The organism is Streptomyces sp. CA-251247 (assembly GCF_050952975.1).
Classification (GTDB): Bacteria; Actinomycetota; Actinomycetes; order Streptomycetales; family Streptomycetaceae; genus Streptomyces; species Streptomyces achmelvichensis.
The window spans coordinates 182,422-205,397 of the sequence record NZ_CP191861.1 but is presented as its reverse complement, the minus strand read 5'-3'; the positions used below and the strand labels follow the sequence as shown (position 1 = coordinate 205,397).

The window sequence follows — 22,976 nt, the reverse complement described above, 5'->3', positions numbered from 1 at the left end:
GCGGGCCGGCGGTGCTCCCGTGGGTAGGGCAGCCGACGCGCCATGCTGTTCGCTCCGGACGGCGGCCGCTGTCCGTCGGCCGCCGTCCCTCGAAAATGATCACCGCCTCTCCGGCGGTGACGTGGTGGGCCTCCGGCGAGGTGAGTGACGGTGGACGGCCCGGTGGCGATGGGCGGGCACGTCGGTGTCGGTGCTGTCTCGCCGGCGTTCCGCGGTGCCGCCTATCGGGCGGTGCCGAAGTCCTGCGTCCAGTAGTCGTCGGGCTGCGCGTGGCCGACACCGATCTCCTTGAACGCGCAGTTGAGGATGTTGCGCTTGTGGCCGGGGCTGGACATCCAGCCCGCCATGACGCTCTCGGGGGTGTTGTAGCCGTAGGCGACGTTCTCGCCGTAGGTGCTCCACTGGTAGCCGGCACGCGTGATCCGCTGACCCGGCTCCGATCCGTCGGAGCCCGTGTGGGACATGTTCCGGTGGGCCGCCATGTCCTTGCTGTGATCCTGCGCGGCCTTGGCCAGCTTCGCGTTCGACTTCACCGGGGCGCATCCCGCCTTGCTGCGCTCACTGTTGACGAGTGCGACGACGCGGGCGACGTCGCCGGACGCAGGCGCGGCGGGCTTCGGCGCCGCGGGCTTCGGCGCGGCGGGCTTCGGGGCGGCGGGCTTGGGTGCCGTCGGCTTCGGCGTGGCGGGCTTGGGTGCCGCGGGCTTCGGCGCGGTCGGCTTCCCGGTGCCAGGTGTCGTCGTGGGCGTCTGCGCGTCGGGGCGGGTCGGCTTCCGGTCCCATGTGTCCCTGTCCCACCGCTGGTCGGTCTCGTCCCCCTGCCACTGCTGCTCGGCGTGTGCATTCTTCCAACGGCCGTGGGACCGGCTGTCCTGGGTCCCGTCCGGATCCATACAAGCCATGGCGACAGAGGGCACACCCACGGCCGCCATGGCGACGGCAGCGATGGTGATCTTCCGGTAGTGCTTCGTCCTGCGGTGCTTGCTCATGTGTGACCTCACTCGGCATCGCGGAGCGCCACCGAAAGCGGTTGGCCCGGTCCGTTCTGTGGGTGACCTGTGGTGGCGCCTTTGCGGGCAGCCATTGTTAGGACCGCTGGACGCGGAGGGCAACGAGCAGCGACTACGGCACACGATCGTAGGTTCGGATCGCCCTTGCCAAGAGCGTGCGGGCGTGTATGCGGAACGTCCCACGCTCATTGACGCCCCATCAAAAGAGCCTGTGCGCCCGACAGGCGGTCGTATACGCGGCGAGGGCCGAAAGCTGCCCAGCACCGTATGAGGCGTGATCACACCGAGATGGACAAATATCCTTATGTCACCAGGCGGGGCCGCTACCACTGGCCCCTTTGATGCCGAAATGGCTGTGGCAGATGTCACGGAACCATTCCTTCCGTTTCATCTCCGGCCGCGAGTCCGAGACCAATCCGCGCCACTCCCGGCGTGCGACATCGACATCGACAACGGTCCGGCGCTCCGGGGGAGATGATGCGCAAGTAGTGTGAATTCGGGCAGCAGGTGCCGGATGGTGTGTGCGGCGCGAAATGCAGCGATTCCAGGGCATCTTCGCCGGAGGTTCGCAACCATCGCATGTGTGGTCATCAGGGCTTCGCCGGAGGCGATGTTGTCGTGCCGTACCGACGAAGTGCGCGATGGATGAGCGATTGATAGAGGGGTTGGATGTGCGATCGGGGTAGGGTTCTGCATCGGAGGTGACCTCTGTGCCCACGGAGCATGAGCTGTTCAGTGCCGTCGATGCGCTGCTGGAACACGTTGCGCAGGATGACTTGCCACCACGCGCGGAGCGCCGGCGTCTGCGTGAGGCGGCAGGGCTGAGTCAGGCCCAGATCGCCCAGGCACTGGACACGCGCCGGGAAGCGGTGGGCAATTGGGAGAGGGAGAACGGGAACATCGAGCCGCGGCCGCCGAAGCGGGCCGCGTATGCCCGGCTCCTCGAAGGTCTTGCCGCACGCTTCCCCGCTGAATCCCCCGAAACACCCTCTGCTCAGGATTCCACGGTCCAGGAAGCGATCGCCGGCCCGCCTCCCTCTGCTGCCGTCGACGAGCAGGCGGTACCGGCACCCGCACCGACCCCCGTTGCCACCCCGGCCCGTACTCATCGCACGAGGCCGTCGTCGAGGCGCCCGGGCGCGGAGAGGGCCGCAGCCAAGCCGCCTGCCTCGGCATCGGTCTCTGCCGACCCGCGGTTCGAGTACGGTCCGCTCGCGGTCGTCGACGTCGAGGAGGGGCAGGCGTTCGCGTACTGCATCGGCGGTCTGGTCCTCGACGTGCCCGCCACCTCGCTCCCGGCACTGGTCGAATGGACCCTTGCCGAGGCGAGACTGGGACAGCCGAAGCTGTCCGGGCCCGGTAAGGATGCCGACCCCCTGATCGTGCTCACCGAAGCCGCCTGCGAGCGCTACGGCCTCCCCACGCAACTCAGCGACGAGGAGCGCCATTCCGGTCGTCTGCCCGAGGGCCACAAGGTCGTCAAGCACCTGACGCGGGCGGAATGGCAGCTGACCAAGCGCGGGTTCGGGCCGTGGGCACGGATCTACCGTCCGGCGCTGGGCTCGGAGCGGCAGTGTGTGCAGCTGTGCATCCCGTCGTGGGGCGCGCTCGACACCCGCCACTGGCTGGACGCGTCGTACCTTCCGCCTGCCGACCTAGCCCGGCTGCTCGGCACCTACGCGACCCGGGTGATGACGCCGCGCGGCTCCACCGCGGTCACGGGCCTGGAGCTGATGACCGCCCTGCATCCGCCGACCCGGGCGTCCGAGCCGGACGCGAGCGGCAAGCGCCACAGCGAACACAACCCCGGCTCTCTCGGGAAAGATCCGGTGGACTGCGCACCGTGCGAGGCTCCTGACGGGCATCCCCTGCTCGCCGGGCTGCCGCGCTTCCATAAGCGGGGGCCGGCCGAAGTGCTGGCGGAGGAGGCGTACGACTGGGCGCGCCCGCTCACCGATGACGAGTGCACGAAGCGGCATCTGGTGGGCATCGACGTGAACATGGCCTTCGCCGCCGGCGCGAACGGCACCATCGTCGGCCTCGGTGCCCCCACCCACGTCACGAACCCGGTCTTCGATCCGAAGCTTCCCGGTGCGTGGCTGGTCGACCTCTCCCACGTCGACCTGTCACGAGTGAAGTCCGGCAAGGAGTGGGTGGAGCTGGACAGTGACCTGCTGCCGAGCCCGTTCACGCCGAAGGGCGAGCGGCCAGAGGGGCCGGCCTGGTACGCGACACCGACCGTGGCGTATGCAGTCGAGCTCGGCTACGACGTCGCCCCGACCGAGGCCTACCTCCGCTGGGACAACGGTCGCTACCTGGACGGCTGGTACAACCGGCTCCGCGACGCCTACATCGCGACGATGGCCGACCTCGGCGTCACCGGCGACCTCACGCCGGAAGACTTCCTCACTGCCATGGACGGATACCGCAACAACGACCCCCAACTCGCGATCGTCGTCTCCGCGATCAAGGCGACGGTGAAGGGCGGCATCGGCAAACTGCGCGAGAGGCCGCGCGGCGAGGGCTGGAAGCCCGGCCAGCCCTGGCGCGCACTGGCCCGGCCGACATGGCGCCCGGACATTCGCGCCGCGGTCATCTCCAAGACCCGTATCAACATGCACCGCAAGATGCTCAAGCACGCCGCGTTCACCGGCCAGTACCCGGTCGCGGTCCTGTCCGACTGCGCCGTCTACGCCGCCGACGGCCCCAGTCCGCTCGACTTCCTGCCCTACCGGGAAGGCAAACCGCTGCCGGGCGGGTTCCGCCTCGGCGTCTCGCCAGGGATGGTCAAGCACGAGGGCACCCAGAGCGTGCTGTGGGGCGAAGGGGTACGCGAGGAACACGGTCCGGACCTCAACCTGGCCCGCTTCATCAAGGACGGCAGCATCATCCAGACGGACACGGGGGAGTAGCCGGTCATGCCCACGTTCGGAGACGGGCTCGAGCAGGCGGTCCAGAAGGCGTTCACCCGCCCCATCCCCAAGTCCGCCGGAGCGCAGATGCGCTACCTGGTCAAGCAGTACAAGAGCACCAAGCAGGTCGCCCAGATGCTGCGGATCTCCCAGCGCACGGTCGAACGCTATGTCAAGGACCAGATCAAAAAGCCTCGGCGCGACCTCGCCCAGCGACTGGAGAGGGAGGTCCGGAAGCGGTGGCAGCCGCAGATCCGCCAGCGAGCCAAGGAGACAGCGGCCACCAGCGAAGGCATCGTCATCGACTTCCGCGCCCGCCTCGGCTACACCGCCCCCATCGGCTCCACCGACCAGGACCGGATCCGCCACCTCACCGTCGCGCTCCCGCCGCAGTACGCCGCCCGCCTCTTCACCGCCCAGGAACAGGGGGCAACGGAGCGGCAGTTGCAGGAGATCGCCGCCGACGCGCTCAAGGAGGTCTACTTCCAGGACGGCGGCCGCCGCGCCGGCAGCCTGGAAGAAGTCCGCTTCACCGACATCGAGCACATCGAGTTCGAACTGTAGGAACCGTCCCTACGCGGCAGGGCATCACACCAAATCAGATGCGCTCTCCTGGGCGGGATCCTTGGATGCCGGGTGATCCGGGCCGCCGGCCGGGGCGGCGGCCCGCAGCGCCGCTTCGACGCGGCGGTTGCTGGTCATGGATGCCGTGACGGCCGTCATCGCCAGGAGGAGGCCGGAGGCGGCATAGAGCGGGGTGCGGATGTCGTACGTGGTGGCCAGCCAGCCACCGAGGAACGCCCCGATGGGGGCGGCGCACATGGCCAGCATGCGGGAGGTGGAGGCGACCCGGCCCATCAGGTGGGCGGGGACGATCGCCTGTCGGAGGGAGGGCGCGAGCACCATTGTGGCGCCCATGCCGGCCCCGCAGACGGCGAGCGCCAGCCCGGCCACGTACGGGTTCGGGGCAGCGGCCAGGCCCAGGATGGCAAGCCCTTCGACGGCGGCCGTGCAGGTCAGTGCGGTGCCGGTGCCGAGTCGTCGGCCAAGGTAGGAGGCGATGCCTGCACCGAGCAGACCGCCGGTGGCCTCCGCCGTGAGGAGCAGGCCGAAGCCGAAGGTGTCGATGCCGAGGCGGTCGTGCGCGAAGAGGGCGAGGACGGTCTCCACCGCGAGGAAGGCGATATTCCCGACCGCCGGTCGGAGCGCGAGCCCGAGCAGCAACCGGTCCCGGAAGACGTACGAGGCCCCGGCCCGCGCCTGCCGAAGCAGCGACTCGCGGACCTCCGGCACGGGGCGGGGCATGGCGGGCAGCGTACGGACGAGCAGTGCGGAGAGCAGGAACGACACCGCGTCGGCGAGCAGCGGAACCGCCCGCCCGAGCGTGAGCAGCGCACTGCCCGCAGGCGGCCCCGCGAAACCGGACATGGCGGTCTGGGCGCCGCGCAGGCGGGAGTTGGCACGCTCCAGGAGGGCGGGGTCGCGGCGGAGCAGATCCGGCAGGAAGGCCGTGGCGGCCGTATCGAAGAAGAGTCCGCCGAGGCCGAGCAGGAAGGCGACGGCCGCGAGCAGCGGAATGCTCAGCACGTCGAGCACGGCCGCCGCCGCCGGTATCGCGAGCAGCACCGCACGCGCCGCGTCCGCGACCCACATCGTGCGCCGACGGTCCCAGCGGTCCACCAGCGCACCGCCGAGTACCCCGAAGAGCAGCCACGGCAGCGTCCCGGCGGCCGTGACGACGGCGAGCGCCATCGGATCCCGCGTCAACGTCAACGCGATCAGCGGCAGCGCGGCATGCGACACCCCGTCACCGAGCGAGGACACCGTCTGCGCCGTCCACAGCCGTCCGAACCCGGCCGGCAACTTCCGAACGCCTGACGTCACTTGGTGCCCCCCTCGGCCTGATCGCGCCGTGCCGGGTGGAACAGTGCGAAGACGAGTGACGCATCCGGCAGCGACGGATCGGACAGCTCCCGGTACTCGTCCGCCAGCGCCTCAAGTCGCGCCCCCAGCTCCGCGAACTGCTCGTCAGTGAGCCGCAGATGCGCCATCCGCACGTGCCGCTCGCCGTCCGCCGGTGCTGCCTCCAGGTCCGCCACCGCATGCCGCATCAGCAGATCCGGCCCTCCCTCGCCCGGATCCGGCAGCTCGATCGACCGTGCGGCCATCGCGTAGTACCGCTCGGTGACGCCCCGGACCTTCCGCGTCCGCACCACCTTCACCAGGCCGGCCCGCTCCAGCAGCCGCACGTGATAGCTGGAACTCCCCTTGGCGAGCCCCACCCGCTCGGCGATCTGCGTGATCGTCGCCGGCTCGAAGCGGAGCACGGCCATGATCCGGTGGCGCGTGAGATTGGAGACGGCGCGTAACTGCTCGTCCGTGGTGACGTGGAACGTCTCGGGAAGATCGTCGGTAGGCATGCGAGCAATGGTCAACGATTCTTGACCATTGCGCAAGGGGGTTCGCACGGACTTGCAGAATCTGCTGTCCGGCGCGCGAGACCTTGTGTCAAAGCCCCCCACGCCCGCTGTCGATCCGGGGAGTTGTGGCAAGACCACCGTTTCCTGAGGATCGCTCCGTCCGGGCCGCCCAGCCCCCTCGGAGCCTTCACCATGCCCTCGCTGCCGCCCGCGCCCGCGGCCGGGTCGGCGGACGCCCCGGCGTCGCCGCGCAGGAGATCATCCGGGCCGCTCGATGACCTGGACAGTCCGGCCAGGTCAGCACGTCGCTGGAGACCGCCTACGCCGCAACGGACGGCAACTGATCACCACGTCATACAGGCCCTACGGGACAGCCCTTAGTTGAGGCGGGCCAGCAGGTGGGCGTCGAGGAAGCCCCGCTCGGAAGCCGGGTCGTGGAGCAGTCGTGCGAACGTGACGAGCCCGGCCCCGGCCAGCAACTCGGCGAATCGGTCCACCGGCCAGCTGTAGGCGGGCGTCACCTTGTGGTCGAAGCGGACCGGCTCCGGTCCGTCGGTGGCGAAGAACGAGACCAGGAGCAGGCCCCCTGGTGCCAGCGCACGTACCTGCTCGGCGAGCAGCGCGGGCAATTCCTCGGGCGGAGTGTGGATCATGGAGTAGTGGGCCAGCACGCCGCCGAGCGTGCCGTCCTCGACCGGCAGGGCCTCCATCCGTGCCTCGTCGAACCGCAGCGCCGGGAGAGCCCGCCGGGCATGGTCGATCATGGCGGGGGAGATGTCGAGCCCGAAGGCGTCCAGACCCAGGTCGTGCAGCATCGCCGTCAGATGTCCGGGCCCGCACCCGACATCGGCAGCCCGCAGATTCCCCGTCCCCCGCACCAACTCGGCGAAGGTGCCGATCATGGCCCGGGCGAACGGCCGCGTCTCCAGCCGATTTGCGAACAGCGACGCATAGAGCTCGACGACCCCGTCGTAAGCGGCCCTGGTCTCGTCCTGGTGTTCCACCACGGGGAAGAAGCTAACACCCGCGCAGTTCGCAGCCGTTCGCAGACCCTGTACCGACAGCTCGCTGCGGTCGGACCATCGGCTCGAGCCCGGGCCGGCGAGTCGCCTACGGGCCGGGGGTCCGGCCCGCGCATTCGGGGTAGCGCTCGTCGACGGAGCAGCGGGCGTAGTCGTCCGAGCGTGCCGGGAACTCGACTGCCTGCCCGGCGGTGTTGACGATGGTGATGTGAGGCCCGTCGTGGCGGTCGTCCATGTGTGCGATGACGCCGTATGGCTCGCCCCGGTCGACACGGTCGGCGCTCTGCGCCGGCGGGGCGGCGGTGCCGCAACCCGAGACCAGGAGGGTGGTCGCGGCGAGCGCGACGTACGACTTCTTCACGGCTGCTCCGGGGCGGGTTCTGCGCTGGTGCGGGCGGTGAACACCGGTCGGTGCCCGTTGAGTTCAACGGTTCCGGGCCCTTTGAGGCACGGTTCAGCCGGTGGAGCGACGCCAGTTGGGGTCCCGGAGCACCGGGTGCGGCCCTGTCGACCGGTGAGATACCCGCCCACCTGCGGGCAGCCCCCGGCGGGCTGACTCACGGCGACTACGTGGACGTGCCGTTTGTCGAGACGCGCGACGCGCGACGCGCTGAGGTGAGCGGCCGAGGGGACGGACAGCGGCGGGTCAGGAGGAATCCGGTCAGCGCGGCGGCGAGGCCGGCCAGCCCGGCCGCCGCGAAGCCGCCCGCCGGCACGGAGACGTCGATCGCCACCCCGACGACCGGGGACCCGAGCGCGAAACCCGCACTCTGCGCCGAGGATTGCAGTCCTGTCGCCTCACCCCGCACGCCGGCCGGCGCCAGTCGGCTCACCGCGTCGGCCACAGCGGAAAGCGTCGGCGCGGCGAGAAATCCGGTGCCGACAACGGCCGCACACAACCATGGCCAGTCGCGGGCAAGCCCTGCGGGAATCGTCACGAGCCCGAGCAAGCCGAGCAGCAACCATGTGGGCAGCGACCGGGACAGTGCGCCGTAGATCAGCCCGCCGATGACAGAGGTCAGGCCGAGCACAGCAACGACCACGGCGGCCCAGGACACCTGGCCTGCTTCGTCGAGCGTGGCGACGATGGCGAGGTCGACTCCGCTGAGCAGCGTCGTCGTACCGAACGCCATGGCCAGTACGGCGATCATGCCGACGCCCAGCCACTCCCGTCGCGGGGGCCGTTCGGCCGAGCCGGCATCCGCCTCGTCCTCGGCACGCAGCGGCGGGTTGAGCAAGGCGATCCCGGTTCCGCCGGCCACGATCGCGGCGCCGAGCCCCCATGCCAGCACGCCGGGGGACACCTTGGCGGCGCACAGGATCACGACCGCCGGCCCCACCATGTACGACAGTTCGCCCTGCACCGATTCCAGCGCGAACGCGGCCCGGCGCTGTTCCGCCGTCGTCACCGCGGCGATCGCCTGTCTGGTCACGGGCGGCGCCGGCACCATCAGCAGCCCCGCCGCGAATGCCGCACCCAGGAGAGCTCTGTACGGCAGGATCGGCACACCCAGCCAGAACACGGCCTGCGCAACGACGGTTGTCAGCAGCACCGTACGCAGGCCCCGCCGATCGATCATGCGGCCGAGCAGCGGCCCGCCCAGCGCCAGCCCGGTGGTCAGAGCCGCCGCGACACCGCCGGCTGCCACGTAGCTCAAGTTCAGGCCCAGTACGACATGCATCGTCAGTGCCATCACAGCAGCCGTGATCGCGGTACGGGCGACAAAGGAAACGCCCAACAGCGATGCCAGCCCAGGCACAGCGAGTATCTGTCGGTATCCGGTCACCCGACTGACGCTAGATTCTCGCGCGGGCCATAGGTAGTGGTTCATTTGCTGGCGCTGACATAATCAATTGTTATGGCCAGGGATCTTGAAACCTCATTGCTGCGGTCCTTCGTCGCCATCGTGCGGGCCGGCAGCATCAGCCGCGCCGCGACCACGCTCGGACATACTCAGCCCGCGCTCAGCCAGCAGGTGCGCAAGCTCGAGAGGGCCATCGGCCGCCCACTGCTTCACCGATCACCGTCCGGGGTCTCGCTGACCCGGGCGGGCGAGGAGCTCCTGCCGTACGCCGAACGCATCCTCTCGCTCTCCGCGCAGGCACTTGCCGAAACCGGGCGCACGCTCACCGGCCGCTGCGGCGTCGGGTTGCTCGAAGACCTGGCCGCGTCCCAGCTTCCGCAGGCCCTCGCCGACCTTGCCCGGCTGCACCCCGGCGCAACCCTGGAGGTGCTCAGCATGTCCAACGCCGCGATGCAGGAGGCGTACGACGCGGGCCGCGTCCAACTCGTGCTCAACGAGGTGCCGGCCGTACCCGGACCGCCGCGCTGGACGGTACGCCGCCCTTTGGTCTGGGCGATCGGACAGGGCGTGGACGTGACTGCCGATCCGCTGCCCGTGGTGCTGTTCTCCAACACCTGCTCGTGGCGTACGTCCGTGCTGGAAACCCTGGAACGCGCCGATCGGCCCTGGCGGGTGGCGTTCGAGAGCAACAGCCTGGTCGGTGTGCTCGCCGCGGTGCGGGCGGGACTCGGCGTCGCGGCGCTCATGCCCACGAACCTCGAACCGGCCATGGCATGCCACGACACGGACGCCCTGCCTGCCCTCCCGGACGTCGAGCTCGGCCTCGCACGGCACCCACGATCCGAAGCCGATCCGCTGATCGATGCCGTTGAGACCGCGCTACGACGCATGATCTGAGCTGTGCGGCCGGCTGAGGCGGGTGCTGCCTGCCTCCGGTACCGCGACCACCTGGAAGTCAGCAGGCGCAGACTCCCGCCGGCCTGTCCGTTCGTGTCGCTTCCCGGATCCGCCCGTCCGCTCCGCCGTTCCAGGCGGGCGTTCCGGGGAGGAGCCATCTTCCCAGCTCACTGCACGTTCCAGCGTTCCACCTTCCCCGATTGTCCCGGTCGGCTGGCCTGTGATCACCCGGTCCCCGCAAGCTGTGGACAGCGCAACCGCTTCGGTGGGGCCACCTGCGAAGACGCGTCTGCGCCACCGATGTTGGCGCGGACGCCGTACTGATCGCCTGCATCTCAGTTCAGGTCCCAGTGAGTAGCGGTCACCGACGCGACCACCGGATCTTGCCGACGGCACCGCCGCCGGCGAAGCCGAGCATCCGGCGCCATACGTGACGTCTCACCAGGGATGAATCAAGGGGGAATGGTTTTGAATGTATTGAGACATGCTCGACAGATATCTCTGATCGCCGTCCTGGCGATCACGGCAGGTCTCCTGTCGCTGATGTCACCCACCACCGCCCGTGCCGACGACCGGCCACTGACGACCACGCCGATTGTCACCTGGAACATGGACGGCCAGGGCGACGGCAGTAAGTGGGCTTCGCTCAGGCAGTTCATGTCCGGCGGCGCACAGATCGCGCTTCTTCAGGAGACGGGATCGACACCACCTGGCAGCGCCATTTCACAAGCGGCCTATGTGACGGCAGACGGGGACCGGATCACCCAGGGAACATGGAACCCGGGAACTCGTTCCCGGGTCGAGGGGCCGTACGACGTCTACTATCTGCAGACCGATCAGAACCCGACGAATGGCGGCCGGGTCAACTCGCTGATCGTGACGAACGGGACGCCTGACGAGCTGCGGGTTGTTCCGGGCCAGGGAGGGCGCGCCGCGCTCGGCGCCCGGTTCGGCGACCACTGGTACTTCACGTGGCACGCAAGCTCGCGCGGCGGCAGTCCCAATGACTCGTCGGCGATGATCACTCAGATCCGTGACTCCGTGCGCACCTGGGGCGGGGTGGACGCCAACGGAAACAGCCGACACCGCTTTACCGTCGGCGCGGACTTCAACCGCATTCCGGCGAATCTGACGAACGAGACCGCTTTCCCTGCCGGTGTCCACCTCTACAACCCCGGGCTCCCCACGCGATGGCCGACCCGGCGGGAGTACGACTACTTCGTCTCGTCGTCGGTGGTGCAGGACCCCGCCGTCACACGCATATCGATCCCCCGTACCCAGTCGGACCACGATGCGACGTGGATGGGCGCGATCCGCGGATCGGCCGACATGGCGAAACTGCCGGGATTCGAACTGGCGGTGGCCGGGGACTCCATCAGTGAAGGGTTCCGGAGCCTGGACGGAAACGGGTACCGGGACGATCTCCACCGCGGCCTGATGGACCTGATCAGTGCGGCGTGGTGGCCGATCTCCTTCCCCAAACGGTCTCTGGACATGGTGGGGTCGCGCCGGAACGGAAACATGCCCGACCCTGAGCACGAAGCCGTGAGCGGTAACCGCATCGAGCAGGTCGCCGAGCGGCTGGCGACGTCGCTGCCCGGGCTCCGGCCGAACGTCGTGACGCTCATGGCAGGGACCAACAACGTGGCGCGTGACAACGAGCCGGGTGAGGTGGCCGCTCCCCGATTGAGTGCTCTCATCGACCAGATCCTGGGCGACGTACCGGGCGTGACAGTCGTGGTGGCGACGGCGGTCCGCGTGAAGTCGGACGCAGGCGACCAGGCTCGGACAGACGACTACAACAACCGGGTCCGTTCGCTGGTGGAGTCGAAGCGAAGCTCCGGCAAGAAGGTCGTACTGGCCGAGATGGACGGCTTCCTCGAGGCGAGCGACATGTACGACGACCTGCATCCCAACGATGCCGGTTACGCCAAGATCGGCAAAGCGTTCGTCGGCGGCATCGCCACAGCGCTGCTCCACGACCTGATCACCGCCCCGTCCGGCCGCGCTCCGGCCTCCTGCACCGACGAACAGCGCCGGTGGGAGGTGCGGAAGAAGTTCGCGGCCGGTGTCGGTCGGCCCGAGCGCAACGTCTGGTTCGCCGACATGGACGGTGACGGCCGCGACGACTACCTGTCGATCGGTGAAGGCGGTTCGGTCGATGTCTGGTACAACCGGGGCGGTGACAAGGACGGTGAGCCGGGATGGCAGCCGGGAGGACGGATCGCCAAGGGCGTCGGCCTGGACCCGTACAAGCAGAGACTCGAATTCGGCGACGTGGCCGGCGACGGCAGGGATGACTATCTGGTCGTCGACATGGCCACCGGGGCGGTGGACGCCTACATCAACGAGGGCGGCGACCGGCCGGACGGCACCCCGGGATGGTCGGTGCGCAAGGGTTTCGCCAAGGGCACGGCCGAGGCTGCTCACGGCGTTGTGATCTTCGGCAACGTGGCCGGTAGCGACAAGGACGACTACGTGGTGGTCAACTTCAGCCCCACCAGGGGTGTCCTGTTCGCCTGGGAGAACACCGGCGGTGACCGGGGTGACTCGGCGGGCTGGGTACCGCGAGGGAAGATCGCCCAGGGCGTGACCCGCGACTTCGGCAACCAGTTCCGGCTGCAGAACCACGACTGCGACGGGAAGGACGACTACTGGATGCTGCAGGACAACGGCGCGGTCGACGTCTGGATGAACAAGGGCGGAGACAAGCCGGACGGCACGCCGGGATGGGCGCCGCGCGGCCGGACCGCCTCGGGTGTCGCCGGCGCCAGGCACGTCCGATTCGGCGACGTGGACGGAGACGGTCGCGACGACTACCTGGTCGTCGGTAGCGACGGCTCGGTCGATGCGTACCTCAACCGAGGCGGGGACCCCGCCTAGGAGCCTGATCACGTAGGCTGCCCGGCCGCATCGGCCGGGCAGCCTTGCAATTCGGCAGGCCCAGCCGGCGGCTCGGCGGCAAGCTCGGCGGGTCACGCCTCATGACGGGGCTTGGCCGGGCAGGCGGACTGAGCGTTGCTGGAGGTCTGTAGCGTCGGTCATGGCTTCGGCGTCGCGTACCCCTGCAAGGCGTGCGAAGGCGAGCACGTAATCACGAGCGTGCGCCTGTACGTCCCGGAGGTCGGCTCGGCACTCCTCAGCTTGGGCCCACTCCGACTCGGGGCGGTCCGGGTGGGCAAGCTCGAATGTACGAAGCCGTGGATGCCACTTTGTGAGGAGTGGGCGCAGTTCCAGGTTGAGGAAGCTTACGGCCAGGTATTCGACAGTGAGTCCGCCTGTTGCATGGGTCGAAGGACGGCTTACCTTGAGAATGTCTCGCGTGGTGGCAAAGAGTCCGTGCAATGACGTCAATGCCTCCCGCAGGAGCCCTTCGTCGTCCTCCAGGCGTTGAACCGAAACGCGTGTGACGGACTCGACGAACAACTGCCATGCAACCTGCCGTGCGTCATTATTGACGACGAAAGTCAACTCACTCAACTGGGGAACGGTAACGCGCACTTCCGTGAGGCGCCCGGCCCTCCGGTAGGCGTCCAGGCCGACGGCTACCAGGACGCCGGCCAGCCCTCCAGTGATCGCGAAGAGGTACGTGCCCCCCGTGCGGCTGATGGCGTAGACGCAGATGCCGACCACCGCTCCCAGGACCATCGACAGCACGGCGCGAACACCGAGGCTTCCTAAGATCCGACCCGCCCGACCTGCTCTCATGCCTCCCGGACCCCGTTCCCCTAGACGTGCTCCTTCGGCGGACTGTATCCGGTGCTGCACCTCAAGCGCATCCCCATGAAGCCGTCGCCACACGCAACTTGACTCCCCATCAGCGGCACTTCGCTCAATCACCTGTGACCGGGTCATCACACGCTGTACCTTTCATGCGCCGGGGTGAGGTCCGTACATGTCAGGCATGTGGGGGCAGGGGAGCGGGGGCACAATTGACACAGAGACAAAACGGCGATTTCCTGTACGACGCGTTCATCTCGTACAGTCACTCGCTCGACGACAAGGCGGCCGGCACGTTCCAACGAGGCATCGAACACTTCGGCCGCCCCTGGTACAGGTCTCGCGAACTCCGCGTATTCCGCGACACCGAGAACCTGTCCGCCAGTCCCGGACTGTGGCTCGACATCCAACGAGCATTGGAAGGCTCCGCGTGGCTGATCCTCATGGCCTCGCCTGCGGCCGCCACGTCGCCCTGGGTCCGAAAGGAGATCGAGTGGTGGCTGGAAAACCGGGGCAGCGACAGGATTCTGATCGCGTGGACCGACGGCACCATTGCCTGGGACGAGACCGCGAAAACCTTCAAGTGGCCCGATTCGGACGCCCTGCCAGAGGCAGAACTATGCCGAGCATTTCCCGCGGAGCCTCGCTGGGTGAATCTGAGGTGGCTGAGGGAGCACCACGATGTGCCCCTCAGCGATCCGCGCCTCCTCTCCGGCGTTGCCGAGTTCGTCGCGCCGATCCGCGGAAAATCCAAGGACGAGCTGATCGGCGACCACCTGCGGCGCCGTCGCATGACCAGGAGAGTGGTAGGAGCGGTCATCACCGGACTGGTGACCCTGCTGTGCGGTGCCATCCTCATGGGCGTCCTGGCTGTGCAGCAGCGGGACACGGCGAGCCGGCGGCAGTTGACCGCCACCTCACGTCAGCTCGTCGCCGAGGCGACATCCATCCAGAACACCCAGCCCGAGCTGGCGCGACAGCTTCTGGTCCAGGCGTATCGAATGTCTCCGACCGCGCAAGCCGCCGGCGCACTGATCGGCAGTACGGCCATACCGCGAGTCATCCAGACGGGTAGCCCCGCCCGCGGAATCTCCTTCGACCCGCGAGGGCGGATTCTGGCGTCGGCGACCAACAAGGGGGTGGTGCTCTACGACACCCCGACCGCAAAGGTCTTGGTGCGGCTGGAGCAAACGGAGTACACGACGGCTCTCGCCTTCAACCGCGACGGCAAACTGCTGGCAGTCGGGGACAAGGACGGTCTCGTCCAACTGTGGAACGTGGCATCGCCCGCCGATCCGCACCTTCTGGGTACGGCCACCACCACAGGTGACTCCATCATGGGCCTGGCCTTCAGCAACCAGGCTCCGCTGCTCGTCGTCGGGATAGATGCGGCCCAGACCGGAGTGATCGACATCCGCGATGCTCGCCGGCCGCGGCTGATCGAGTCAATGCCACCCATCGCGCTTGCCGGACTGTCAGAGGGACTGGCAGTGAGCACGGACGGCAAGACCGCTGCAGCGTCGGGTGAAGAGGGAACGGTCAGAATGATGAGTCTGTCCGCCTCCGGGCGGCTGACGGTTCTCAAGACCCTGAAGAGTCCATCGTCCGTGCTGGCTTTCAGCCCGAAGGGCAACTTCCTTGCGGCGGCCGGAAGCGACTACACGGGCAGGCTGTGGGACACAACCGATCCTTCGCGCCCGAAGCAACTCACGGTGCTGAACGGCCAGTCGCTGGGATTTGACGCGCTCGCCTTCTCCGCCGACGGTGACACACTGGCCACGGGGGCGGGAGACAACACGATTCAGCTCTGGGACATCTCCGACCCCGTTCGCCCCAGGCAGGGCTCGCTACTGACGGGGCACACGTACTCCGTCACCTCGCTTGCCTTCGCGCCCGACAGGGGGACCCTCGCCTCAGCCGGTGCCGATGGGGCCACACGAGCGGAGAAGGGCGCAGACAGTACGAACGGAACGCTCCGGCTGTGGAACGTCGACGGAGCTCAGAGCTCTTCGGCCCGAACCTCTGTTCCCTCGGGCCATATCTCGCCTCAAGCATTCGACCCCAAGGGCCAGATACTCACAGGAGGTTCCCCGTCCACTCTCTGGTGGGTTGCACGAGGGAGTCAACCGCGCCGCCTGGCCACGCTGCCCACGTTCAATCAGGGAGGCCAGTGGGTCTCGTACAGCCCTGATGGTCGCACGCTCGCAGCGGGCTCCCCCCTCACCCTCTGGGACGCGGACGACCCGCTACGGCCCACAAAGAGGCCGGGCGGGCGCCCCATGACCGACGGATCCCAGGTGGTCATCTTCAATTCCGCCGGTTCTCTCGCGGCGGCCGGGGACGGAAACGGCGGTATTCAACTGTGGGAACTGCAAAAGAGGTCGCCGGTCGCTCGTGCCAAACTTCCGAGTTCCGGACATGGTGATCTTGCCTTCCTGGCCGACGGATCAGCTTTGGCCGTGGCTACGCCGGACGACGACGCGGTACAGATCTGGGATGTCACCGAACCGTCGAAGCCCACATTGACCGGAACGATCAAACAGGGTCCCGCGCGGTTGTCTGCGTTGGCCGCGAGTCGTGACGGCTCCACACTCCTTACGGGCAACTCCTATGGACAGGTCACACTTTGGGACGTGCGAGACCCACGGAACGTAGTCCGCAGGGGATCCGCCGAACGGCATGCAGGTTCGGTCGCCGGCGTCGCGATCCATCCAGAGGGAAGAATCGCCGCAAGCACAGACGACGAAGGTTCCATGCGTATCTGGGACATCACCGATCCCGCTCAGCCCAGGGAAACCGCTGCGTTGACACTCAGCGGCCCGTTAGGGGCGACAGGCCTGGCCTTCAGTCCTGACGGCAGCACGCTCGCAGCAGCGGGGACAGACCGCACCCTGTTGTGGGACATGGACCTCACCGGAATTCAGCAGCGTCTCTGCTCCGAATCTCAGCGCATCACGCGCAGTCAATGGGCCCAATACCTTCCTGACCGAGCCTACGACCCCCCGTGTGCCGGCAAATGAAACCATGAGTAGGGAGGCATGATGGGTCAGCGATACTTCCGCACATGTGCTGCAGTGTTCATCGCTGCTGCGTGTGCAGCATGCACGGCTCCGAGTGGCGGACCGCGCGTCGCCCCCGCACAGACAATCGACGCGCGGCCCCCCGAGCAGCAACCCTCACCGTCGCACACCGAGGCGGCTCAACTCGGTTCCGCACCCCAAGACCTGCGGGATGTCGACTGGACCCGGGTGACCATTCCCGGACGGTTCTGCGATATCCCCGGTGTTGTGAAGCTCAGCGAAGAGGAAGGGGGAGCAACGTCGAACACATGGGGCAAGGTGCACGTCGGACGACTTCCAGAAGTCGTATACGGGAACGTTGCAGGCAACGCATCGGACGAAGCGGCGATCACTGTGGGGTGTGACAACGGAGGTGGCACGGCAGCCGGAAATCTTGCCTTTGCCGTGATCGTCATGAGTGGAAGAGAGGGCCGACTGACGGCGTTGGGCACGCTCTCGACCCAGTACAACCCGACGGGGGTCGAGCATCCCACATTGATCGCCGCTGCCGCCCTGGTGCCGGGCAAGGTCACGGTTGAGGAGTCCTGGTTTCGCCCGAGCGACGCGAACTGTTGCCCGTCGGGCAAGGCCGAAACGATCTGGACGCTTCAAGCTGACGGATCTCTGTCACCTGGACCGGTTCGGATCACCTCATAGGACTCCTGGGCTAACCTGCGGGTGTGACCACCGGACATGAAGGCCCAGAAGCCGAGAGGTGGTTGGCGGACACCCGGGCGTCCTACGATGCCGACGCCACCAGCTACGCGGACGAGGTGCGCAACCTCCTGGCCGAACTGCCCGCCGAGCAGGAGGTCATGGCGCTGTTCGCCGAGTGGGTGCGGGCGAACGGCGGCGGGCCCGTCGCGGACGTGGGCTGCGGGCCCGGGAGGATCACCGCCCACTTGAGGAGTCTGGGTGTGGACGCCTTCGGTATCGATCTGTCGCCCCGGATGATCGAGGTGGCGCGGCGTGAGCATCCCGGTCTGCCGTTCGAGGTGGGGTCGATGACGCAACTCGACCTGGCGGATGGCGCGTTGGCCGCCCTGATCGCCTGGTACTCGATCATTCACGTCCCCGATGACGCGATCGGCGCGGTCCTTGCCGGCTTCCGTCGGGTGCTGCGGCCCGGCGGTCTGCTGCTGCTGGGTTTTCATGTCGGCGACGCGTCACGGCCGAAGCCGCAGGAGGACGGTGAGAGCTGGCCGGAGTCCTACGTCCGTCGTCGCCCGCCGAGCCAAGTGGCTGCCTGGCTCGACGAGGCCGGCTTCACCGTCGAGGCCCACCCCACGCTCACGTCCGCCGCGCGCACGCTCGGCGGAGTGCTGCTGGCGCGCCGCTAGGTGATGCTGGGCCCCGGGGCTCGACGTGGCGAAGCCGCTGACAGATGAGTTCACGGCCGGGATCGCTGGTCTCGACAGAAGCTTCGTCGTGCTTGGCCATCCGTCCGGGATCGACCTGTCCAACCCGCGCTTGAGCCTTCTGATCCGACAGCTCACCGACCACCGCCCGCCCGGCCGGCACCCGCCGGCGACGGCTGTCGTGCTTCGATCCTCGCCGGCTGCGGTCGACGGATGAGCGGCCGCCGATGCGACTCGACGGGCCTGATGGGGACCTGGAGAGCGGCGGGGGTAGAGGTTCCTCCGAGCGCGTGTGGGTTCCGGATCGGCTGGAGACGGGCGACTGAGGGGACGCGCAGTGGGCCGCACGGTGGAAGGCAGCGCGCCGATGTGTTGTCTGCCCGGTCCGCGTGGTGGGCGTATCGACGTCGCGCCCCACGTAACCTCTTCCTGTGCCAGCTTCCCGCCTGCATCGCGTCGCCGTCCTTGTGCTCGAGGGTGCGAAGCCGCTCGATGTCGGAATTCCCGCACAGGTCTTCACGACCCGCGCGAGCATGCCGTACGAGGTGCGGGTGTGCGGGGCGACGCCCGGTCTCGTGGCAGGCGGCGACGGCCTCGCGTACTACGTCGCCCACGGCCTCGACGCACTTGCGTGGGCCGACATCGTCTTCATCCCCGGCTACCGGGTCCCGGACCGCGACGACCCGCCGCAGGCCGTCGTCGACGCACTGATCACCGCCCACGACCGGGGTGCGCGACTCGCCGCCATTTCGACGGGCGCCTTCGCGCTCGCCGCCACCGGCCTGCTCGACGGCAGGCGTGCCACGACGCACTGGCACTACACACGGGCACTCGCGGCCAGGTATCCGCTCGTCCAGGTCGACGAGAACGTGCTGTTCGTCGACGAGGGCAGCGTGCTCACCTCGGCCGGCGCGGCCTCCGGTATCGACCTGTGCCTGCACATCCTGCGTGGCGACCTCGGAGTGGCCGCGTCCAACCACGCGGCCCGGCGTCTGGTTGCGGCCCCCTACCGAAGCGGCGGCCAGGCCCAGTACGTGCCGCGCAGCGTCCCCGAGCCGCTCGGTGAGCGGTTCGCCGCCACCCGCGAGTGGGCGTTGCACCGGCTCGGCGAGCCCCTCACCCTCGACACACTGGCGCGGCAGGCCGAGGTCTCGCCGCGCACGTTCTCCCGGCGCTTCGTCGAGGAGACCGGCTACACGCCGATGCAGTGGGTGATGCGCGCCCGCGTCGACCTGGCCCGCGAACTGCTCGAGCGTTCGCAGCGCAGCGTCGAACAGATCGCCGCCGATGCCGGGCTCGGCACCGGCGCGAACCTGCGCCTGCACTTCCAGCGCATCCTCGGCACCACGCCGAGCGAGTACCGGAGCACCTTCACACGGGGCGAGTGACCCGGCCGCCACCGGGTGGCGGGATCCTTTTGAACCATGGCGATCCCGCCACTGTCAGCGGCGCGAGCCGCGGGCGACCCTGGTGGCGAAGGGAAGGGACATCACTCATGACTCGCATCGCCATCAACGGATTCGGCCGCATCGGACGCAATGTGCTCCGCGCACTGCTGGAGCGCGACAGCGCTCTCGAGATCGTCGCCGTCAACGACCTCACGGAGCCGGCCGCTCTCGCCCGGCTGCTCGCCTACGACAGCACCGCCGGCCGGCTCGGGCGGCCGGTGACCGTCGACGGGGACGTCCTCGTCGTCGACGGCCGTCGAATCAGGGTGCTGGCCGAGCGCGAACCGGCGCAGCTGCCGTGGGCCGAACTCGGCGTCGACATCGTCCTGGAAGCCACCGGCCGCTTCACCTCGGCCAAGGCCGCCCGCGCCCACCTCGACGCGGGCGCGAAGAAGGTACTTGTCGGCGCACCGTCGGACGGCGCTGATGTCACGCTCGCGTTCGGGGTCAACACCGACGTCTACGACCCGGCCGTACACACGATCGTCTCGAACGCCTCCTGCACCACCAACGCGCTCGCCCCGCTGGCCAAGGTGCTCGATGACCTCGCCGGTATCGAGCACGGGTTCATGACGACGGTTCACGCCTACACGCAGGAGCAGAACCTGCAGGACGGTCCGCACCGCGACGCCCGCCGCGCCCGGGCCGCCGGCGTCAACATCGTGCCGACCACGACCGGCGCCGCCAAGGCGATCGGACTGGTGCTGCCGAACCTCGAGGGCAAGCTGTCGGGCGACTCGATCCGCGTACCGGTGCCGGTGGGCTCGATCGTCGAGCTCAACACGACCGTCGCCCGCGACGTGACGCGCGACGACGTGCTGGCGGCGTATCGCGCCGCAGCGGAGGGGCCGCTCGCCGGCATCCTCGAGTACTCGGACGACGCGCTCGTCTCCTCCGACATCGTGGGCAATCCCGCCTCGTCGATCTTCGACTCGGCGCTCACCCGCGTCGACGGCCGCCACGTCAAGGTGGTCGCGTGGTACGACAACGAGTGGGGCTTCTCGAACCGCGTGATCGACACGCTCGAGTTCCTCGCCACCCGCTGACAGTCCAGGGACACCACTCGAATCCGTCGGCTACGGACGGGCTACGGGGACCGTTGACAGGAACGGTCCGGCCGCGTTCGGCCGCGGACGGATCAAGCGTCAGACCTTGACTGCTTCTGCGATCTGCCCGGCGGCCTGGGCAGGTGTGAGGTGGGTGGTGTCCACGACCTCGGCCTCTCCGTGCAGCCACGTGCGGGCCGCCTCGGCGTACGGCTCGAGGTAGGTGAGGCGAAAGGGGGAAGGGCCAAGAAGGGTGTCTCCCACGATGCGCCTGCGGAGCGTGTCCTGGTCGGCGTGGAGAACGAAGTGCCGTACCGGAATGGCATGCTGGGCAAGGCCTGTGCTGATCTCGCGCCAGTACTGCTCGACCAGCACAGTCATGGGCATCACCAGAGTGCCGCCGGTGTAGTCGAGCACGTGGCGGGCGGTCTCGACGACGAGAGGCCGCCACGGTGGCCAGTGCTGGAAATTGTCCGTCCCGGGCAGCCCCGGGGTGATGTCCATGAGCGTCTCGCCAACCTTCTCGGCGTCGAACACTCTCGAATCCGGGATCAGCTGCTGCACGAGCGCACTGGTCGTCGTCTTGCCTGCGCCGTGGGTGCCGTTGAGCCATACGATCATGGGAGCCGAGGTTACTGAACGTGAACCGGTGATGTCGGCAGTCCTGCAGTTCGGAAGCTGATGGACACGGTCGCAAGGCGCCAGTGCTCGCGGCAGGACGCTGCCTCGTGGTGGGATGCGCCGCATGAGCGACCCACTTCTACGCGTCATCGAGCGGTACTACGCCACCGTGCCCCTGCTGTTCGCCGACGTCGAAGAGTTCGGCCCGTTGCGCCTGTTTGTCCGCAAGGAACCAGGAACCCCGTACTACGGCGGTCCGAGCCACGCTCAGCCCACCCCCGAGAGCTCCGAGGGCGTCACCGCCGCCGACATCGCCCGGGTGCGCGCCCGGCAGCGCGAACTCGGCGTGCCGGAAGCCTTCGAGTGGCTCGCTGAGGCAGAGCCGTTGCTCCGCGCCCGTATGGAGGCCGTCGGCCTCCCGGTGGAAGAGCGGCCGTTGATGGCCCTCGACCCGCGCCACCCGGTGCCCGCGCAGCCCTTGCCGGACGGCGTCACGATCCGCGCATTGACGGCCGACGACCCGGCCCTGCCCGCGGTTCTCGCCCTTCCCCGCCTTGCCTTTGCCGAGGCGGGCGCCGCGTTGGCATCGGCGGGCCGCGAGGAACTTGCGGTCGTGGCCGAGGAACTGGCCGCGGACGGCACGGTCGCAACGGCCCGCCCAGCCATCCGCGCCGGGCACAAGGCACTCATCGCTGCCCTCGCGTCGGACGGCACCCCGCTCGCTGCCGGCCACTACCACCCGGCGAACGGCACCACCGAGATCGGCGGCATCGGCACCCTGCCCACCGCTCGCCGACAGGGCCTGGCCGCAGCTGTCACGGCGGCCCTGGCCGGTCACGCCCGCGACCACGAAGTGCACACCGTCTTTCTCGCCTATGCGGAGGACGGCGTCGCTCGTATCTACCGCCGCTTGGGCTTCCGCCCTGCCGGCATCACGCTGCTGATCGCCAATCAACCTGCACGGTCGTAGAGGTGCGGCCCGTCATGATGGGAAGGCCGGTCTGCCAGGTTCTGATGACATGTCAGGGAGACCCGGCAGGGCTGGAACCTGGCGACCATGGCGGGCGGATCCTTCTGGGGAAATGAGCGGCAGAGTCCGCCTGCTATGGTGCGCCGATGTCAGCGATCAAGAAGTTCCAAGTCACCTTTGACTGCGCAGAACCTGAGCGCCTCGCTCGCTTCTGGTGCGAGGTGTTGGGGTACGTCGTACCGCCGCCGCCAGAGGGATTTTCCACGTGGGACGATTTCAACCTTTCGCAGCCACCTGAGCAGCGGGATTCTTGGTTCGCCTGCATAGATCCCTCAGGCGTGGGCCCGCGACTGTACTTCCAGCGCATCCCCGAAGGCAAGATCGTCAAGAACCGGGTGCATCTCGACGTCCGGGTCGGCACCGGGCTCGTGGGGGACGAGCGCCTCGCCACGCTCGAAGCAGAGTGCGCACGACTGGTCGCGCTCGGTGCCACCCACGTGCAAACGCTGTATGCCGATGAGGAAAACGAGTCGTGCATCCCCATGCTGGACATCGAGGGCAACGAATTCTGTATCGACTGAGCATTCTCCGAGCCGGGGAGGCGGGGAGCCGCCTCTCCTGGACCTCTCCGGTCTCGTAGTCCCCTGTCACCGCGCCCTTCGCTGGTGTGGGCGAAGCGGCCCCCGCT

The 22,976-nt window shown here is 68.4% G+C and carries 20 protein-coding genes; 12 read left to right on the top strand and 8 right to left on the bottom strand.

Annotated features, from left to right (window positions below):
- Positions 1–221: 221 nt before the first annotated feature.
- Positions 222–989: a CAP domain-containing protein gene (locus ACQPWZ_RS00905; protein ID WP_433570276.1), complete on the bottom strand. Its 768-nt coding sequence runs from the start codon at positions 987–989 to the stop codon at positions 222–224.
- A 731-nt stretch (positions 990–1,720) separates the two neighbouring features.
- Between ACQPWZ_RS00905 and tap the strand changes: the two genes are divergently transcribed.
- Positions 1,721–3,922: a telomere-associated protein Tap gene (gene tap, locus ACQPWZ_RS00900; RefSeq protein WP_433570275.1), complete on the top strand. Its 2,202-nt coding sequence runs from the start codon at positions 1,721–1,723 to the stop codon at positions 3,920–3,922.
- Positions 3,923–3,928: 6 nt separating this feature from the next.
- Positions 3,929–4,486, top strand: a complete 558-nt coding sequence (gene tpg, locus ACQPWZ_RS00895) for a telomere-protecting terminal protein Tpg (protein WP_340471155.1) — start codon at positions 3,929–3,931, stop codon at positions 4,484–4,486.
- 24 nt (positions 4,487–4,510) lie between these two features.
- On the opposite strand, the gene ACQPWZ_RS00890 is transcribed toward tpg, so the two are convergent.
- The 5 genes from ACQPWZ_RS00890 to ACQPWZ_RS00870 all read right to left on the bottom strand — a co-directional run bounded on the left by ACQPWZ_RS00890 (position 4,511) and on the right by ACQPWZ_RS00870 (position 9,151).
- On the bottom strand, positions 4,511–5,806 hold the full coding sequence (locus tag ACQPWZ_RS00890; protein ID WP_433570274.1) for an MFS transporter: 1,296 nt from the start codon (positions 5,804–5,806) through the stop codon (positions 4,511–4,513).
- Positions 5,803–6,342 carry an ArsR/SmtB family transcription factor gene (locus ACQPWZ_RS00885; protein WP_340471153.1) on the bottom strand — a complete coding sequence of 180 codons (540 nt, stop codon included), beginning with the start codon at positions 6,340–6,342 and terminating at the stop codon, positions 5,803–5,805. Before ACQPWZ_RS00885 ends, ACQPWZ_RS00890 begins: the two co-directional genes overlap by 4 nt.
- Positions 6,343–6,719: 377 nt before the next feature.
- Positions 6,720–7,349 carry a class I SAM-dependent methyltransferase gene (locus ACQPWZ_RS00880; protein WP_433570273.1) on the bottom strand — a complete coding sequence of 210 codons (630 nt, stop codon included), beginning with the start codon at positions 7,347–7,349 and terminating at the stop codon, positions 6,720–6,722.
- 103 nt (positions 7,350–7,452) lie between these two features.
- Positions 7,453–7,725 (bottom strand): hypothetical protein, encoded by a 273-nt coding sequence (locus tag ACQPWZ_RS00875; protein ID WP_340471151.1) that lies wholly within the window; start codon positions 7,723–7,725, stop codon positions 7,453–7,455.
- Positions 7,726–7,930: 205 nt separating this feature from the next.
- Positions 7,931–9,151, bottom strand: coding sequence for an MFS transporter (locus ACQPWZ_RS00870; RefSeq protein ID WP_433570272.1), 1,221 nt, complete (start codon positions 9,149–9,151; stop codon positions 7,931–7,933).
- 72 nt (positions 9,152–9,223) lie between these two features.
- On the opposite strand from ACQPWZ_RS00870, the gene ACQPWZ_RS00865 reads away from it, so the two are divergent.
- Entirely contained in the window at positions 9,224–10,066 is an 843-nt protein-coding gene (locus tag ACQPWZ_RS00865; protein WP_433570271.1) for a LysR family transcriptional regulator, read from the top strand.
- A gap of 543 nt (positions 10,067–10,609) precedes the next feature.
- A complete protein-coding gene (locus ACQPWZ_RS00860) occupies positions 10,610–12,949 on the top strand; it encodes a GDSL-type esterase/lipase family protein (RefSeq protein WP_433570270.1) in 2,340 nt (779 codons plus the stop codon).
- A 99-nt stretch (positions 12,950–13,048) separates the two neighbouring features.
- Here ACQPWZ_RS00860 and ACQPWZ_RS00855 read toward each other — a convergent pair whose 3' ends face one another.
- Positions 13,049–13,723, bottom strand: a complete 675-nt coding sequence (locus tag ACQPWZ_RS00855; RefSeq protein WP_433570269.1) for a hypothetical protein — start codon at positions 13,721–13,723, stop codon at positions 13,049–13,051.
- Between the two features lie 275 nt (positions 13,724–13,998).
- Between ACQPWZ_RS00855 and ACQPWZ_RS00850 the strand changes: the two genes are divergently transcribed.
- The 6 genes from ACQPWZ_RS00850 to gap all read left to right on the top strand — a co-directional run bounded on the left by ACQPWZ_RS00850 (position 13,999) and on the right by gap (position 20,697).
- On the top strand, positions 13,999–16,806 hold the full coding sequence (locus tag ACQPWZ_RS00850) for a TIR domain-containing protein (RefSeq protein ID WP_433570268.1): 2,808 nt from the start codon (positions 13,999–14,001) through the stop codon (positions 16,804–16,806).
- A gap of 228 nt (positions 16,807–17,034) precedes the next feature.
- The gene (locus ACQPWZ_RS00845) at positions 17,035–17,502 is read left to right on the top strand and encodes a hypothetical protein (RefSeq protein WP_433570267.1); all 468 of its coding nucleotides are present in this window, start codon (positions 17,035–17,037) and stop codon (positions 17,500–17,502) included.
- Between the two features lie 23 nt (positions 17,503–17,525).
- Positions 17,526–18,185 carry a class I SAM-dependent methyltransferase gene (locus ACQPWZ_RS00840; RefSeq protein ID WP_405567111.1) on the top strand — a complete coding sequence of 220 codons (660 nt, stop codon included), beginning with the start codon at positions 17,526–17,528 and terminating at the stop codon, positions 18,183–18,185.
- Between the two features lie 25 nt (positions 18,186–18,210).
- Positions 18,211–18,420, top strand: a complete 210-nt coding sequence (locus ACQPWZ_RS00835) for a hypothetical protein (protein WP_340471142.1) — start codon at positions 18,211–18,213, stop codon at positions 18,418–18,420.
- A gap of 214 nt (positions 18,421–18,634) precedes the next feature.
- Positions 18,635–19,591, top strand: coding sequence for a GlxA family transcriptional regulator (locus ACQPWZ_RS00830; protein WP_356704406.1), 957 nt, complete (start codon positions 18,635–18,637; stop codon positions 19,589–19,591).
- A gap of 107 nt (positions 19,592–19,698) precedes the next feature.
- Entirely contained in the window at positions 19,699–20,697 is a 999-nt protein-coding gene (gene gap / locus ACQPWZ_RS00825) for a type I glyceraldehyde-3-phosphate dehydrogenase (RefSeq protein ID WP_433570266.1), read from the top strand.
- Between the two features lie 99 nt (positions 20,698–20,796).
- Here gap and ACQPWZ_RS00820 read toward each other — a convergent pair whose 3' ends face one another.
- On the bottom strand, positions 20,797–21,318 hold the full coding sequence (locus ACQPWZ_RS00820; RefSeq protein ID WP_433570265.1) for an ATP-binding protein: 522 nt from the start codon (positions 21,316–21,318) through the stop codon (positions 20,797–20,799).
- A gap of 124 nt (positions 21,319–21,442) precedes the next feature.
- Between ACQPWZ_RS00820 and ACQPWZ_RS00815 the strand changes: the two genes are divergently transcribed.
- Positions 21,443–22,288: a GNAT family N-acetyltransferase gene (locus ACQPWZ_RS00815; protein WP_433570264.1), complete on the top strand. Its 846-nt coding sequence runs from the start codon at positions 21,443–21,445 to the stop codon at positions 22,286–22,288.
- Positions 22,289–22,434: 146 nt separating this feature from the next.
- Positions 22,435–22,869 (top strand): VOC family protein, encoded by a 435-nt coding sequence (locus tag ACQPWZ_RS00810; protein ID WP_433570263.1) that lies wholly within the window; start codon positions 22,435–22,437, stop codon positions 22,867–22,869.
- The last annotated feature ends 107 nt before the right edge of the window (positions 22,870–22,976 follow it).

Excerpts from the sequence above, each read along its gene's own strand:
- ACQPWZ_RS00905 (WP_433570276.1), bottom strand. The coding sequence starts at position 989 with ATGAGCAAGCACCGCAGGACGAAGCACTACCGGAAGATCACCATCGCT.
- tpg (WP_340471155.1), top strand. The coding sequence starts at position 3,929 with ATGCCCACGTTCGGAGACGGGCTCGAGCAGGCGGTCCAGAAGGCGTTC.
- ACQPWZ_RS00885 (WP_340471153.1), bottom strand. The coding sequence starts at position 6,342 with ATGCCTACCGACGATCTTCCCGAGACGTTCCACGTCACCACGGACGAG.
- ACQPWZ_RS00865 (WP_433570271.1), top strand. The coding sequence starts at position 9,224 with ATGGCCAGGGATCTTGAAACCTCATTGCTGCGGTCCTTCGTCGCCATC.
- ACQPWZ_RS00860 (WP_433570270.1), top strand. The coding sequence starts at position 10,610 with ATGTCACCCACCACCGCCCGTGCCGACGACCGGCCACTGACGACCACG.
- gap (WP_433570266.1), top strand. The coding sequence starts at position 19,699 with ATGACTCGCATCGCCATCAACGGATTCGGCCGCATCGGACGCAATGTG.
- ACQPWZ_RS00820 (WP_433570265.1), bottom strand. The coding sequence starts at position 21,318 with ATGATCGTATGGCTCAACGGCACCCACGGCGCAGGCAAGACGACGACC.
- ACQPWZ_RS00815 (WP_433570264.1), top strand. The coding sequence starts at position 21,443 with ATGAGCGACCCACTTCTACGCGTCATCGAGCGGTACTACGCCACCGTG.
- ACQPWZ_RS00810 (WP_433570263.1), top strand. The coding sequence starts at position 22,435 with ATGTCAGCGATCAAGAAGTTCCAAGTCACCTTTGACTGCGCAGAACCT.